12 protein-coding genes are annotated in these 13531 nt (G+C 70.6%); 10 read left to right on the forward strand and 2 right to left on the reverse strand.

Annotated elements, in window-relative coordinates:
• Positions 1-97 precede the first annotated feature (97 nt).
• Complete coding sequence (locus DVS28_RS00285) at positions 98-874, forward strand: GntR family transcriptional regulator (RefSeq protein WP_114589665.1); 777 nt, start codon at positions 98-100, stop codon at positions 872-874.
• Between the two features lie 133 nt (positions 875-1007).
• Here DVS28_RS00285 and DVS28_RS00290 read toward each other — a convergent pair whose 3' ends face one another.
• Positions 1008-2048: a zinc-dependent alcohol dehydrogenase family protein gene (locus tag DVS28_RS00290; RefSeq protein WP_114589666.1), complete on the reverse strand. Its 1041-nt coding sequence runs from the start codon at positions 2046-2048 to the stop codon at positions 1008-1010.
• 195 nt (positions 2049-2243) lie between these two features.
• Here DVS28_RS00290 and DVS28_RS00295 point away from each other — a divergent pair, with 195 nt between their 5' ends.
• From DVS28_RS00295 to DVS28_RS00335, 9 genes are all read left to right on the forward strand, one after another.
• On the forward strand, positions 2244-3080 hold the full coding sequence (locus tag DVS28_RS00295; RefSeq protein WP_114589667.1) for a sulfite exporter TauE/SafE family protein: 837 nt from the start codon (positions 2244-2246) through the stop codon (positions 3078-3080).
• Positions 3080-3394 (forward strand): hypothetical protein, encoded by a 315-nt coding sequence (locus DVS28_RS00300; RefSeq protein WP_114589668.1) that lies wholly within the window; start codon positions 3080-3082, stop codon positions 3392-3394. Before DVS28_RS00295 ends, DVS28_RS00300 begins: the two co-directional genes overlap by 1 nt.
• A gap of 95 nt (positions 3395-3489) precedes the next feature.
• Entirely contained in the window at positions 3490-5043 is a 1554-nt protein-coding gene (locus tag DVS28_RS00305; protein ID WP_114589669.1) for a 4Fe-4S dicluster domain-containing protein, read from the forward strand.
• Between the two features lie 33 nt (positions 5044-5076).
• Positions 5077-8031, forward strand: coding sequence for a molybdopterin dinucleotide binding domain-containing protein (locus DVS28_RS00310; RefSeq protein ID WP_114589670.1), 2955 nt, complete (start codon positions 5077-5079; stop codon positions 8029-8031).
• Positions 8031-8870: a molecular chaperone TorD family protein gene (locus DVS28_RS00315; protein ID WP_114589671.1), complete on the forward strand. Its 840-nt coding sequence runs from the start codon at positions 8031-8033 to the stop codon at positions 8868-8870. The genes DVS28_RS00310 and DVS28_RS00315 overlap by 1 nt, the downstream gene beginning before the upstream one ends.
• 33 nt (positions 8871-8903) lie before the next feature.
• The gene (locus DVS28_RS00320; protein WP_114589672.1) at positions 8904-9380 is read left to right on the forward strand and encodes a DsrE/DsrF/DrsH-like family protein; all 477 of its coding nucleotides are present in this window, start codon (positions 8904-8906) and stop codon (positions 9378-9380) included.
• A 41-nt stretch (positions 9381-9421) separates the two neighbouring features.
• Entirely contained in the window at positions 9422-9652 is a 231-nt protein-coding gene (locus tag DVS28_RS00325) for a sulfurtransferase TusA family protein (protein ID WP_114589673.1), read from the forward strand.
• Entirely contained in the window at positions 9649-11004 is a 1356-nt protein-coding gene (locus tag DVS28_RS00330; protein ID WP_114589674.1) for an MBL fold metallo-hydrolase, read from the forward strand. Before DVS28_RS00325 ends, DVS28_RS00330 begins: the two co-directional genes overlap by 4 nt.
• Positions 11005-11098: 94 nt before the next feature.
• Positions 11099-11638, forward strand: coding sequence for a dihydrofolate reductase family protein (locus DVS28_RS00335; protein ID WP_281273557.1), 540 nt, complete (start codon positions 11099-11101; stop codon positions 11636-11638).
• A 48-nt stretch (positions 11639-11686) separates the two neighbouring features.
• On the opposite strand, the gene DVS28_RS00340 is transcribed toward DVS28_RS00335, so the two are convergent.
• The gene (locus DVS28_RS00340; RefSeq protein ID WP_114589676.1) at positions 11687-13468 is read right to left on the reverse strand and encodes a CocE/NonD family hydrolase; all 1782 of its coding nucleotides are present in this window, start codon (positions 13466-13468) and stop codon (positions 11687-11689) included.
• Between the last annotated feature and the right edge of the window lie 63 nt (positions 13469-13531).

Raw genomic sequence — 13531 nt, forward strand, 5'->3', positions numbered from 1 at the left:
GGCGGCGCCCCACGCTCGTCCGGTGGCACGGGGGGCCATCGGATCGCCCGACGGCGACTACCCTGCGGGTACCCGATCCGGAGAATGGTCCACCACGATGGCTGAAGCCAAGCCGCTGCCCCTGTGGCGTCAGGTGCTCGAGGACCTCGAGCGCCGGCTGGAGCGCGACGAGTTCACGCATCGCTTCCCCACCGACCGGGAGCTGGTGCAGCACTACGGGACGAGCCGCCACACCGTCAGGGAGGCCGTGCGCCACCTCAAGGCGCGGGGACTCGTCGAACGGGAGCGTGGACGTGGTGGCGTCGTGACCGACCCCTCCCTCTCCCAGCCCATGGGGGCGCTGTACAACCTGTTCGCCACCGTCGAGCAGGCGGGTCGCCTCCAGGACAGCCGGGTGCTCGCGCTGGACATGCGCCCCGACGCCGCGGCCGCCGAGAAGTTCGGCTACGACCCGGTGACGCCGTTGGTGCACCTCGAACGCCTCCGCCTGATGGACGGGGAACCGCTGGCCCTCGACACGGTCTGGCTCGCGCCGGACATCGGCCGCACCCTGCTCGACGTCGATTTCGCGCACACCTCGCTGTACGACGAGCTGGCCGCCCGCACTGGCGTCCGACCGACCGGCGGGACCGAGACCATCAGCGCGGTGGTGCCCGACGAGGCGCTCGTCGAGGTCCTCGAGCTGGCCCCGGACGAAGGACTGTTGCGCATCGAACGGGTGACCACGCACGCCGAGCGGGTGGTGGAGTGTCGCCTGACCCTCCTGCGCACCAGCCGGGTCGCGCTCAGGTCCACCTGGCCGTCCGAGACCGCGCTGGAGGGCCGGGTCATGCCGCCGCCAGCTCCGTCAGCGGAGGCTCGGTCCCAGCGGTGAACAGGTTGATGCCGTCGCCCTGGTCGTGGTCGGCGGTGACGCCGACGCGTGGTCCGTGACGGCGGCATCTTCCGGCGGCGAGGGGCCGCGTGGCCCCTCGCCGGTGGTGGTGACGGTCTGGTCGAGGGCGTCGTCAGCGGGTGAGGACGACCTTCAGCGCGCTGGTGTCGGCTGCCCGTTCGAAGACGTCGTAGGCAGCCATGAAGTCGTCCATCGCGAAGTGGTGCGTGACGAACTTCTTGGCGTCGACCTGTCCCGCGGCCAGCAGCTTCAGCAGCCGGGGCGTGGAGTAGGTGTCGACCAGCCCAGTGGTGATCGTGACGTTGCGGATCCACAGGTCCTCGAGGTGGAGGGTGGCGGGTGCGCCGTGCACCCCGACGTTGGCGACGCGACCGCCGGGACGGATCAGGCGGGTGCACTGCTCGAAGGTCGCGGGCACGCCGACCGCCTCGATGGCGACATCGGCGCCCAGGCCATCGGTGAGCGCCTTGACCTCCTCGACCGCGTCGTGGGTCGACGGGTTGATCGTGACGGTGGCACCGAACTGCTTGGCCGCGTCCAGCCTGGCGTCGGCCAGGTCGATCGCCACGATGTGGGCTGGTGAGTAGAACTGCGCGGTCAGCATGGCCGCCAGCCCGATGGGTCCGGCGCCGACCACGGCGACGACGTCGCCCGGCTGCACGGCACCGTTGAGGATGCCGACCTCGAACCCGGTCGGCAGGATGTCGGCGAGCATCAGCGCGGCCTCGTTGTCCACGCCGTCGGGGAGGTGGTACAGCGAGGTGTCGGCGAACGGCACCCGGACCTTCTCCGCCTGTGTGCCGTCGATGAGGTGGCCGAGGATCCAGCCGCCACCGTTGAGGCACTGCCCGTACGCGCCGTCGCGGCAGAACCGGCACCGGCCGCAGGAGGAGATGCACGACACGAGCACCCGGTCGCCCGGGGCGACCCCAGTCACGGCCGAGCCGACCTGCTCGACGGTGCCAACGGCCTCGTGGCCGAGGATCCGTCCGTCGGTGACGGCGGGGACGTCACCCTTGAGGATGTGCAGGTCGGTGCCGCAGATCGTGACGGCGTCGACGCGCACGATGGCGTCGGTCGGATCGATGAGGGTGGGGTCGGGGACGTCTTCCCAGGACTTGCTCCCGGCACCATGGAATACCACTGCCTTCATCACAGCTCCTTCGCCGGCGGGATCGGCGAGGACGGCGTGTCCAACAAGTCCGCCAGCCTCCGGAGCGTGCGCGCGAGCCGCCCCCGTCGGAAGGGTCCAATGGCACGCTCCGGAGGTCCGTTCGTCCCGGTTGGGCGCACGTCACCGCCCGCACCGGCTTGACCTGCCGAATTGTTCGGACAACTATGTACGGCGATGGGTGATCTAGCGGGTATCGGCGTCCTCGCGGGCCTGTCGTTGCTGACGGCCGGCATCGGCGCGCTGGGCGGGCTGGGCGGCGCCATCCTGCTGGTCCCGTTGCTGGCGCTGACCGGGACCCCGGCCAGCGAGGCTGCGCCGCTCGGCCTGATCTCCGTTGCCGCCGGTTCCATCGCCGCTGGGGGGCTCCAGCTGGCCGAGCGGACGGTGAACCATCGCCTCGGGGTGACCACGGAGCTCGCGGCGACGCTCGGGGCGACCATGGGGGCGCTCGGATCGGGGTTGGTCGGCGACACGGTGCTGACCATCGGCCTGGCGGTGGTCGCTGCTGCCGCGGCGCTGGTGATGCTCCTGCGGACCTCGTCCAAGGGCGAGTCGACGCCGCAGGACCGGACGGTCGGGGAGTGGCCCGGACAGATCGCTGGTGTGGCGCCGACGGCCCGCATGGCGGCCGGCGGTGGGGTGGTGTACGAGGCCCGGCGTATCCCGACGGGCCTCGGCCTGATGTGGGTGTCTGGTGTGGTGGCCGGCGTGGCGGGGGCGAGCGGTGGGTTCATCAAGACCCCCGTGACCACCGAGGTCATGGGCATCCCGTTGAAGATCGCGGCGTCCACGACGACGTTCACGATCGGCGTGACGGCCGCAGCCGGGTTGGTGGTCTTCGCCCTCCAGGGCCGGATCGACCCCTTCGCCGCAGCCGCGGTGATCGCCGGAAGCCTGATCGGTGGACAGGTCGGTGCGGCACTCCAGGCTCGAGCGCCGACGTCGATCATCCGCCGGGGCCTCGGCGGCCTCCTGCTGCTGATCGCCGTCCTGCTGGTGGCGTCGGCCTGATGCGGGTCAAGCAGGACGAACCGTTCGAGGTCCAACCCCGGGCCAACGCCGCCCTGGCCAAGGTGCTGCGGGTCGGCACGGGCGCCGCCCTGGTGGTCGCGCTGGCCGCCCTCGTGGTCGGTGGGATGGGTGCCGATGCCCCCGGCCGCGCGCTGGCCTGGTCGGCGCTCGGGATCGTCGTGGCCGTCCCGCTGGGACGGGTCGGCCTGCTCGGCATCCGATGGATCGCGCGTCGTGACTACCTGTTCGCCCTGCTGGCGTTCGGGCTGCTGGCCATCGTGGTGGTGGGCGGCGTCCTTGCCATCCGGACCTGACGGGTTTCTCGAAGCCCCTTGACAGGGCGCGCGAGGAGCCCAATAGTTTCCACGGACAAGTTGTACGGATAACTTCCTCCGTCTGGAGCCGTTCGATGGACCTGCTTCCCCTCCACCCGTCCACCCCCCAGGCCGACGGGGTGCCCAGCTGGGTGAAGGTCATCGACCAGACCAAGTGCATCGGGTGCCACGCGTGCACCACGGCGTGCAAGTCCGAGAACGATGTGCCCGTGGGGGTGTCGCGGACCTACGTGAAGTCGGTGGACGTCGGCACGTTCCCGGAGGCCAGCCGCGCCTTCCAGGTCACGCGGTGCAACCAGTGCGTCGACGCCCCCTGCGTGACCGCCTGCCCGACCTCGGCCATGCACAAGCGGCCCGACGGGATCGTCGACTTCGACAAGGAGGCGTGCATCGGCTGCAAGGCCTGCATCGCCGCCTGCCCGTACGACGCCATCTTCATCAACCCCGAGGACCACTCGGCGGAGAAGTGCAACTTCTGTGCCCACCGGCTGGACGTCGGGCTCGAGCCGGCCTGCGTCACGGTCTGCCCGGTGGAGGCCATCCTCGTCGGTGACCAGAACAACCCCCTGTCCAAGGTCTCCCAGATCGTCGGGCGTGAGGAGACCCAGCAGCGTCGGCCCGAGAAGGGCACGAAGCCGAAGCTGTTCTACAAGGGCGCCCGGCAGGTGACCCTCGACCCGTTGGCAGCCACGCTGCCGCCGGGCGGGATCTTCGCGTGGGCGCAGCAGCCGCCGACCGATGACCACCACATCAACTCCGGCGCACCCGAGGGCCACCAGACGTCAGCGGCCGCCGCGATCCTGTCCTACGACGTGCCGCACAACGTGCCCTGGGACTGGCGGGTCGGGCTCTACACCTGGACCAAGTCCATCTCGGCGGGCACCTACCTGGTCGCGGCGCTGCTGGTGCTGATGGGCGTCCTCGACTCGTCCTCGACCCTGTGGCGGTGGACGACCCCGATCGTGGCCCTGGCCTTCCTCGGCATCACCGGGGCCGTGCTGGTCTGGGACCTCGAGCATCCCGCCCGGTTCCTCTACATCTTCACCCGGCCACAGTGGAAGTCGTGGCTGGTCCGTGGCGGCATCCTCATCTCCGGGTTCGGGGCGGTCTTGGCCCTGCACCTGTTGGGGTCGTTGCTGGGTGCCGACGCGTTGACCCGGTGGCTGATGGTCGCCGGTATTCCCCTGGGGATCGGCGCGGCGGTGTACACCGCATTCCTGTTCGCCCAGGCCAAGGCCCGTGACCTGTGGCAGAACCCCCTGCTGCCCCCGCACTTCCTCGTCCAGGCGACGCTGGCCGGCTCGGCCGTCCTGTCCCTGGCCGCCCTCGGCGCCGACGACCGTGTCGGTGACGCCCTCGGCTGGACGGTCTTCGTGTCCGCCGCCGTCCACCTGGTGATGATCGCTGGCGAGGTCACCCTCCCGCACGTGACCGCGCACGCCGAGCTGGCAACCCACAACCTGGTGCGCGGTCGGTTCGCCCGCTTCTTCTGGGCCGGGGTCGTGACCAGCGCGGTGGCCCTCCTGGCACCGATCGTCCCGGTCGTGGCGGGCCTGATCGGGCTGGCGGGCCTGCTCGCCTTCGAACACGCCTACGTCCAGGCGGGCCAGTCGGTCCCGCTCGCCTGACCCCAACGAAATCCACGACAGGAGCCGCGCCACATGTCGGAGTCGATCCAGCAGCTCAACGAACGGGTCTCCGCGGCGCGGCACGAGGCCGAGCGTCGGGGCGAGACCTTCTACCCCGGGGCCAGCCGCATCCACCTGGCAGCGTTCCCGCCGAAGGAGCGATGGGACAACTGGGTCGAGCTCGACAGCCGTTCGTGGCCCCGCCGCGTGGAGAAGCGGTCGATGCTGGTGCCGACGACCTGCTTCAACTGCGAGTCCGCGTGTGGCCTGCTGGCCTATGTCGACCCCGACACGCTGTCGGTCCGCAAGTTCGAGGGCAACCCCGAGCAGCCGGGCTCCCGCGGCCGCAACTGCGCCAAGGGCCCGGCGACGCTGAACCAGGTGACCGACCCCGACCGGATCCTCTCGCCCCTCAAGCGGGTCGGCGAGCGGGGTGAGGGCAAGTGGGCGCAGGTCTCGTGGGACGAGGCGCTGGACGACATCGGCGGGCGCATCCGCGCGGCCCTGCAGGAGGGCCGCAACAACGAGGTCATGTACCACGTGGGCCGGCCGGGAGAGGACGGCTTCACCGAGCGGGTGCTGGCGGCCTGGGGCGTGGACGGCCACAACTCCCACACCAACGTCTGCTCCTCCGGCGCACGGACGGGCTACCAGTTCTGGTGCGGGATCGACCGTCCGTCACCGGATCACGCCAACGCCGAGGTGATGCTGCTGATCTCGGCGCACCTGGAGACCGGCCACTACTTCAACCCCCACGCCCAGCGGATCACCGAGGCCCGCGAACGCGGCGCCAAGCTGGTCGTGCTCGACGTGCGCATGTCCAACACCGCCACCCATGCCGACCACTGGCTGGCCACCTACCCGGGGTCGGAGGCCGCTGTGCTGCTGGCCATCGCCCGGCACCTCATCGCCACGGACCGCTACGACCGGGACTTCGTGCGGAAGTGGTGGAACTGGCAGGAGTACATGGCCGAGGTGGAGGGACGCCCGGAGGCGTCGTTCGAGGACTTCCACGACGCCCTGCTGGAGATCTACGCCGAGTTCACCTTCGACTTCGCCGAGGCGGAGTCCGGCATCCCCGCCGCGAAGCTGCTGGAAGTGGCCGACCTCGTCGCCTCCGCCGGGACACGCCTGTCGACCCACAACTGGCGCTCGGCCGCCGCCGGCAACGAAGGCGGCTGGCAGGTGTCGCGCACCCTGTTCATGCTCAACGCCCTGACCGGGTCCATCGCGGTGCCGGGCGGCCTGTACCCCAACGCCTACAACAAGTTCGTCGCCACCCCGATCCACACGCCCCCGCACCCGGCGGTGTGGAACGACCTCACCTTCCCGCTGGAGTACCCGGTGGCGCAGAACGAGCTGTCGTTCCTCCTGCCCCACTTCCTGGACGAGGGACGAGGGGTCATCGACACCTACTTCACCCGCGTCTACAACCCGGTGTGGACCAACCCCGACGGGTTCCGCTGGATCGACATGCTCCGTGACCCGGACAAGATCGGGCTGCACGTCGCGCTGACCCCGACGTGGAACGAGACCGCCTACTTCGCCGACTACGTCCTGCCGATGGGGCTTGCGTCCGAACGCCACGACATCACCAGCTACGAGCAGTACGACGGCCAGTGGATCGGCTTCCGCCAGCCCGTGCTGCGTGCGGCCGCGGAACGGCTCGGCCGGCCGGTCTCCGACACCCGGGAGGTCAACCCCGGCCAGGTGTGGGAGGAGAACGAGTTCTGGATCGACCTGTCCTGGCGCATCGATCCCGACGGGGCCATGGGCATCCGCAAGTACTTCGAGTCACGGCAGGACCCGGGGACCAAGCTGACCGTCGACGAGTACTACGGCTGGATGTTCGCCAACTCCGTGCCTGGCCTTCCCGAGAAGGCCATGGCGGAGGGGCGGACCCCCCTGGAGTACATGCGTCGCTACGGCGCGTTCGAGATCGCCAAGGGCGTCGGCCCGATCTACGCCGCCGAGGTGGACGAGGCCGAGCTCGACGACACCGCCGAGGATGCCTACGGCCGCGTGTACACCCGCGCCTCCGCGCCGAAGAAGGTCAACAACGCCCCGACCGGTGCACCCCCCGGGGACGGGGAGGGACGTCGAGCCGTCGGCGTGTCCGTTGACGGCGTGGTGCGGCGCGGCTTCCCCACCCCCTCGGGGAAGCTGGAGTTCTGGTCGCGCACGTTGCACGACTGGGGCTGGTCGGAGTACGCGATCCCGACCTACATCCGCAGCCACATCCACCCCACCCACCTCCGCCCGGGGCAGATGCCGCTCATCAGCACGTTCCGGATCAACACCCAGATCCACACCCGGTCCGCCAACAGCAAGTGGCTGGACGAGCTGTCCCACACCAACCCGCTGTGGATCCACCCGGCGCAGGCCGACCCGCTCGGCGTCCGCACCGGCGACCTCGTCCGGGTCACCACCGCCATCGGCCACTTCGTCGTCAAGGCCTGGGTCACCCAGGGCATCCGCCCGGGTGTCGTGGCCTGCTCACACCACATGGGCCGCTGGCGCCTCCAGGGCCACGAGCAGGGTCACCGCCTCAACACCACCACCGTTGCGCTCAACCAGGACGGCAGCACGTGGTCGATGACGCCGCGCAAGGCCGCGGGTGCGTTCGAGTCGACCGATCCCGACACCGCCCGCATCTGGTGGAGCGACGTCGGGGTCCACCAGAACATGACGTTCGGGGTCCAGCCCGATCCCATCTCCGGCCAGCACTGCTGGCACCAGGCCGTGACCGTGACGCGCGCCGACCCCGGCGACAACCCGGGCGACATCGTCGTGGACACCGACGCCAGCGAGGCCGTCTACCGGCAGTGGCTGGCCAAGACCCGCCCGGCCGGTCCCGAGGCACCCGACGCCGAACGTCGCCCCCGCTGGTTGATCCGCCCGCTGAAGCCGGAGGCCGGGGCCTTCGCCGTCGACGGGCCGGTCGGACGCCGCACGAACCCGCAGCCCCAACCCTCCGGGCAGGCCTGATGGAGCTGCTGCGCGCACTCGGGACCCTCGCCGAGCAGCCCGACGTCCACACCGCCGACCTCGCGCGGCTCGTGGGGCTCGACCCACCCACGCCCGACGAGTGGCACGCCACGTTCGTCGAGCGGTTCTACCCCTACGCGTCGGTCCACCTCGGCCAGCAGGGGTTCCTCGGGGGCCCCGTGCGCGACGGCGTTGCGGGGGTCCTGGACACCATCGGTGCCCGGGTCGCACAGGAGGCCGACCACCTCGCCGTCCTCCTGGACGCCTTCGCCCACGTCGACGAGCGGGGCTGGGTCCCGGGTCGGGCGGTCCTGCTGTGGGAGCACATCCTGCCGTGGACGCTGCCCTTCCTCGATCGGGTGGCCCTGGAGGGGGCCGGGCCCTTCCGCGACTGGGCACAGCTGCTGTCGGCCGTGCTGGCCGACACTGCCGAACGCGTGCCGCGGCCGAGCGGCGCCGAGCTGGTCCTCGTGGAGGAACCCGACGGCCTGCCCGACCCTCGGCTGGGCGGCGAGGACGACCTCGTGCAGGCGCTCCTCGCCCCCGCTCGGTACGGCGCCATCCTCACGCGCGACGACCTGCTGCTGGCGGCCGGTCGACTCGACCTCGCGCCCCGGGTCGGGGAACGACGCTACGTGCTGCGGGCGCTGCTCCAGCAGGACCCTGCGGGGACGCTGGGCTGGCTGGGCAACCACGCCCGAGCCGCTGATTACCGCACCCGCACATGGCCCGAGGTCGTGGGACACCTCGCGGCCTGGTGGTCGTCTCGGGCCACCCGTTCCGCCGACCTGCTCAATGACCTCGCCGACGACGCCCGTACCGCGAAGGCGGTGGCCTAGAGGCCACCGAGCCGAACCACAAAGGAGGACCCGATGGCTGGAGATCCAGACGCTGGCAGCATGACGATCGTGTGCTGGTCGGGAGACCTGGACAAAGTCTGGCCCCAGTACATCCTCGCCACGACCGGCGCGGCCTACGGCATGGACGTCATGCTCTTCTGCACGTTCTGGGGGCTGTTCCCGCTGAAGAAGCCGGGCGTCGGCATCACGGGCAACAACTGGATGACCAAGGCGCTCGGCGTCATGAACCGCGAGAACCTCAGCCATCTCAACGTGGGTGGGGCCGGGGCGAAGATGATGCGCACCATCGCCGCGGAGCAGGGCGTGGCGCCGCCCGAGGAGCTGATGGAGATCGCGCTCGAGCTGGGGGTTCGCATCGCCCCCTGCCAGATGACGATGGACCTGATGGGGTTGGAGCGCGAGGACCTCATCGACGGCCTGCAGGAGCCGTTGGGCGCGGCGGCGGCCGTGGCGGAGATGAAGAAGTCCGAGATCAACCTGTTCATCTGAGCGCCCACGGGTGGAGCACCCCGGGCAGACAAGGAGCTGACATGGCCGACATCGCCAAGACCCTCGACGCGAGTGGACTCGCGTGCCCGATGCCCGTGGTCAAGACCCGGATGGCCATCACCGACCTCCAGTCCGGGGACGTGCTGGAGGTCATCTCCACCGACCGGGGGTCGTGCACCGACATCCCCGCCTGGACGGAGGGGACCGGCAACAAGCTGATCGAGCAGCGGGAGGAGAACGGTTCGTTCGTCTTCCTCATCGAGAAGTCGTGACCGGCATCACGACCGACGGGCTGGTGGTCATCGACACCACCAGCCTGGGCGACCGCAGCTACCTGCTGACCGACGGCGACGTGGGCGTCGTCATCGATCCGCAGCGAGACATCGAACGCGTCCTGCGCGCCGCCGAGGACGCATCGGTGCGCGTGACCCACGTCCTGGAGACCCACGTGCACAACGACTACGTCACCGGGGGGCTCGCCCTGGCCGGTGCCGTCGGCGCCAGCTACGGCATCCCCGACGGCGAGGCGATGGCCTTCGAGCACGACGTCGTGCGGGACGGCGCCGCGCTGGAGACCGGCCACCTGCGCCTCGTACCGGTGCACACGCCCGGCCACACGCCCACCCACATGTCCTACCTGGCCATGCGCGACGACGAGGTCATCGGGCTGTTCACCGGTGGGTCGATGCTGTACGCGGCGGTCGGTCGCACCGACCTGATCAGTGAGGCGCTGACGCACTCCCTCAGCCTGCAGCAACACGCATCGGTCCGGCACCTCGCCGGCCTCGTCGACGGCGGGATCCCGGTGTTCCCCACCCACGGGTTCGGCAGCCACTGCAGCTCCGGGACTGCCGACATCATCCACAGCGGCACGGTGGCCGACGAACGAACCCGCAACCCCGCCCTCCTCACCGCCGACCCCGAGGCCTTCGCCGACGAGCTGATCGCTGGCCTCGGTCCCTACCCCACCTACTACGAGCGGATGGACCCGGCGAATCGCCAGGGGCCCGGTCGGGTGCCCACCGAGCTGCCCGAACGCCTCACCGCCGGCGACGTGGCCGCCCACATCGACAGGGGCTCGATGGTGGTCGACCTCCGCGCTCGCGGACCGTTCGCGGCCGGGCACCTGCCCGGGAGCGTCAACGTGGAGCTCCGTGACGACCTGCCGACCTACCTCGGCTGGGTCCACGATGCAGCCGATCCCTTGCTGCTGCTGGCCCCCGACGAGCGCGACCTGCGGGAGGCGCAGGTCATGCTCGCCCGCATCGGCCTCGACGACATCGTCGGCGTCGGCATCGGGCCGGTGACCGACTTCGCCGGTCCCGGTGGCCTTGGCGTGACGCGCCGCGTCCGATGGCCCGAGGTCAACGACGCGCGTCCTGCAGACGCGGTGGTCCTCGACACGCGTGACCAGCACGAGTGGGACAGCGGCCACCACTCGGCCGCCATCCACATCCCCTTCCACGAGGTGCTTGCCCGGGAGGGCGAGCTGCCCGCCGGGCCGGTCTGGGTCTACTGCGCCACCGGCAACCGGGCCGCAGTCGCCGCCTCGCTGCTGGCGAGGGTGGGCCGCGAGGTCGTCCTCATCGACGACTTCTGCCTGCCCGGCGACGTCCCCGGCTGACCGCGTCGTCCGTGACATCAGTCCCCGGGGCTTCCTACAGTGACCGACCGATCGTAGGAACCCCGCAACGACAGAAGGACTGACCATCTCGACCCTGACCGCAGACCTGTTCGTCACCGTCGACGGCTACGCCAAGGGCAAGGACGCCCCCGCCTACTTCGGCCTGTACGGCCCCGACCTCGGTCGGTGGATCGATGCCGAGATGGCGGTTCCGCAGTGCCTGCTGATGGGTCGGGTGACCTACGAGACGCTCTTGGCGGCGGCGGTGGCCGACCCCTCCGACAGTCCGGACCGGATGACGGAGCTCCCCAAGGTCATCTGCTCGACGACGCTGGACGAACCGCTCGCGTGGGCGAACAGCCGGATCACCCGCGACGCCGTCAGCGAGGTACGGACCCTCAAGTCCTCCCTCGACGTCCCCCTGCGGACCTTCGGCAGCCTGTCGATCGTGTCGACCCTCGTGGCGGCCGACCTGGTGGACCGCCTGCGGCTGGTCGTCTTCCCGCTGGCCCTCGGCGAGTCCGGCAGGGAACCCGCCCTGGCCGGCCTGCCCGACGTGGACCTCGAGCTGCTGTCCACCGAGACGTTGGACGGACGCCTCGTCGTACTGGAGTACCGACCCCATCGCCGCTGACGGATCGGCTGCTCCTCCGACGACGTCCGCCCGGGACCGGCCCGCGGGTCAGCGCAGGACGGGGATGTTGACGTAGGACGCGTGGGCCGTGTCGTGGATGATCTCCACCGTGCCGCCAAGGCTGTTGCCGAGCATCGGGAGCGGGGACATCGCGTGTGGCACGTCGGAGGGCCCGACGCTGATCCGCAGCGAGTGGCCGGCCTTGATGACGGCGTTGGTCGGGAAGACCTCGACGTTGACCGGGATGGCCTCGCCCGCGGGCACCGGCATCTGCGCCTCCCTCGTGAAGTCGTGATACGGCATCAGCATGTGGCCGTCGACCACCCGGGTCCGGTCCACGTTCAGGCGCCGGTGCGAGGCGGCCATCAGGCCCGTCGACAGCTCGGTGGAGGTGCCGTCGGGCGCCACGTCCTGGACGCGCACGACGACCACGGCGTCCTCCCGATCGGTGCGGATCCACATCCGGGCGCCGATCGGGCCGTCCAGGCGCAGGTCCTCCTCCAACGGTTCGGTGGTGTAGAGGACCTCCAGCTCGTTGTTGAGCCGGTTGTCGGTGGTGCACGGCGAGCTCTCGGTCACGCCGATCAGCCACTGGGTGCTCGAACCGGTGCATGCCCCGGAGATGGGCATCATCCGGTAGCTGTCGGCCGGCTCGTCGGTGGAGGGCGCCTCCGTGGACAGACCGCCCTCGCCACGCAGGTAGAACCGCTCGGGTGCCATGGCCGGGTTCGGCCAGTTCTGCTGCGGGGCGAACACGCCGGCGCCGCGCACCCACTGCGTGACAGCCGGGATGCGGTTGATGTGGGTGTTGTCGCCCTTCAGGTAGTTGTCGAACCAGCGCAGCGCGATGCTGTCGAGGGTGACGGGCAGCTCGGCGGTCGGCAGGCCGTCGCCGAAGTCGCCGTGGGTCCAGTTGCCCATCAGCAGCTTGGTGTCGTGCGGCAGGCCCCGGGCCAGCGCCTCGTAGACCAACGGCTCGCCCCGCTGGAAGATGTCGCGCAGGCCACCGACGACGAACGCGGGCACCTCGACCCGGTCGATGACCTCGATGGGGGAGCGCAGCCGGTGGAACGGTCCGTCGTAGGCGTTGTCGCCCCCGGTCACGCTGTCGATGACCGTTCGGCCCTGGAAGGCCGGCACGCTGCCGGCGTGGCTGGCGACGGCGCCGGCCGCCCCGAGCGGGTCCTGTGCGGTGTAGGTCGGCGGCTGCACTCCCGTGCCGGTCACGAGCCCCAGCCACAACGGGATGAACGCGGTGTTGACCTGGCCGCCGGCCATGACGATGTCGCGGTAGGTGTCGGCCGACGGGACGATCGGGAAGATGGCCTTCAGCGACGGCGGCTGCAGCGCCGCGGTGAACAGCTGGTTGATCGCCAGGTAGGAGGCCCCCCACAGGCCCACGTTGCCGTCGGACCACTCCTGCGCTGCGGCCCACTCCACCAGCTCGTAGCCGTCGCCCTGCTCGGACTCGCCGAAGGAATCCCACTGCCCCTCCGACCCGCCGGTGCCGCGGACGTCGACGACGACGTGCACGTAGCCGCGCTCCACGAAGTAGGGGTTCGCGCCGCCGAGTCCGGCGCCGCCCTTGGAGTAGGGCGTCTGGGTCAGGATGACCGGGAACCGGCCCGGCGCGTCCGGGCGGTGCACGTCGGCGCGCAGCCGGATGCCGTCGCGCATGGTGACCGGGATGTCGGTCTGGCTGACCACGCCGTACTCCGCGTCCCGGTCGTAGGCCTCCCAGGCCACGACCTCCTCCGCGGTCAGGGCGGCGGGCAGCAGGCCCAGGACCAGCAGGACGGACAGGACGCTGATCAGCGTTCGACGGCTCATGTGACCGGGGGTTCGACATGACCACGGTCAGTTCCTGCTGGCGAGGTGTAGGGGAACCCCTGA

This window comes from Euzebya pacifica, assembly GCF_003344865.1.
GTDB classification, from domain to species: Bacteria; Actinomycetota; Nitriliruptoria; order Euzebyales; family Euzebyaceae; genus Euzebya; species Euzebya pacifica.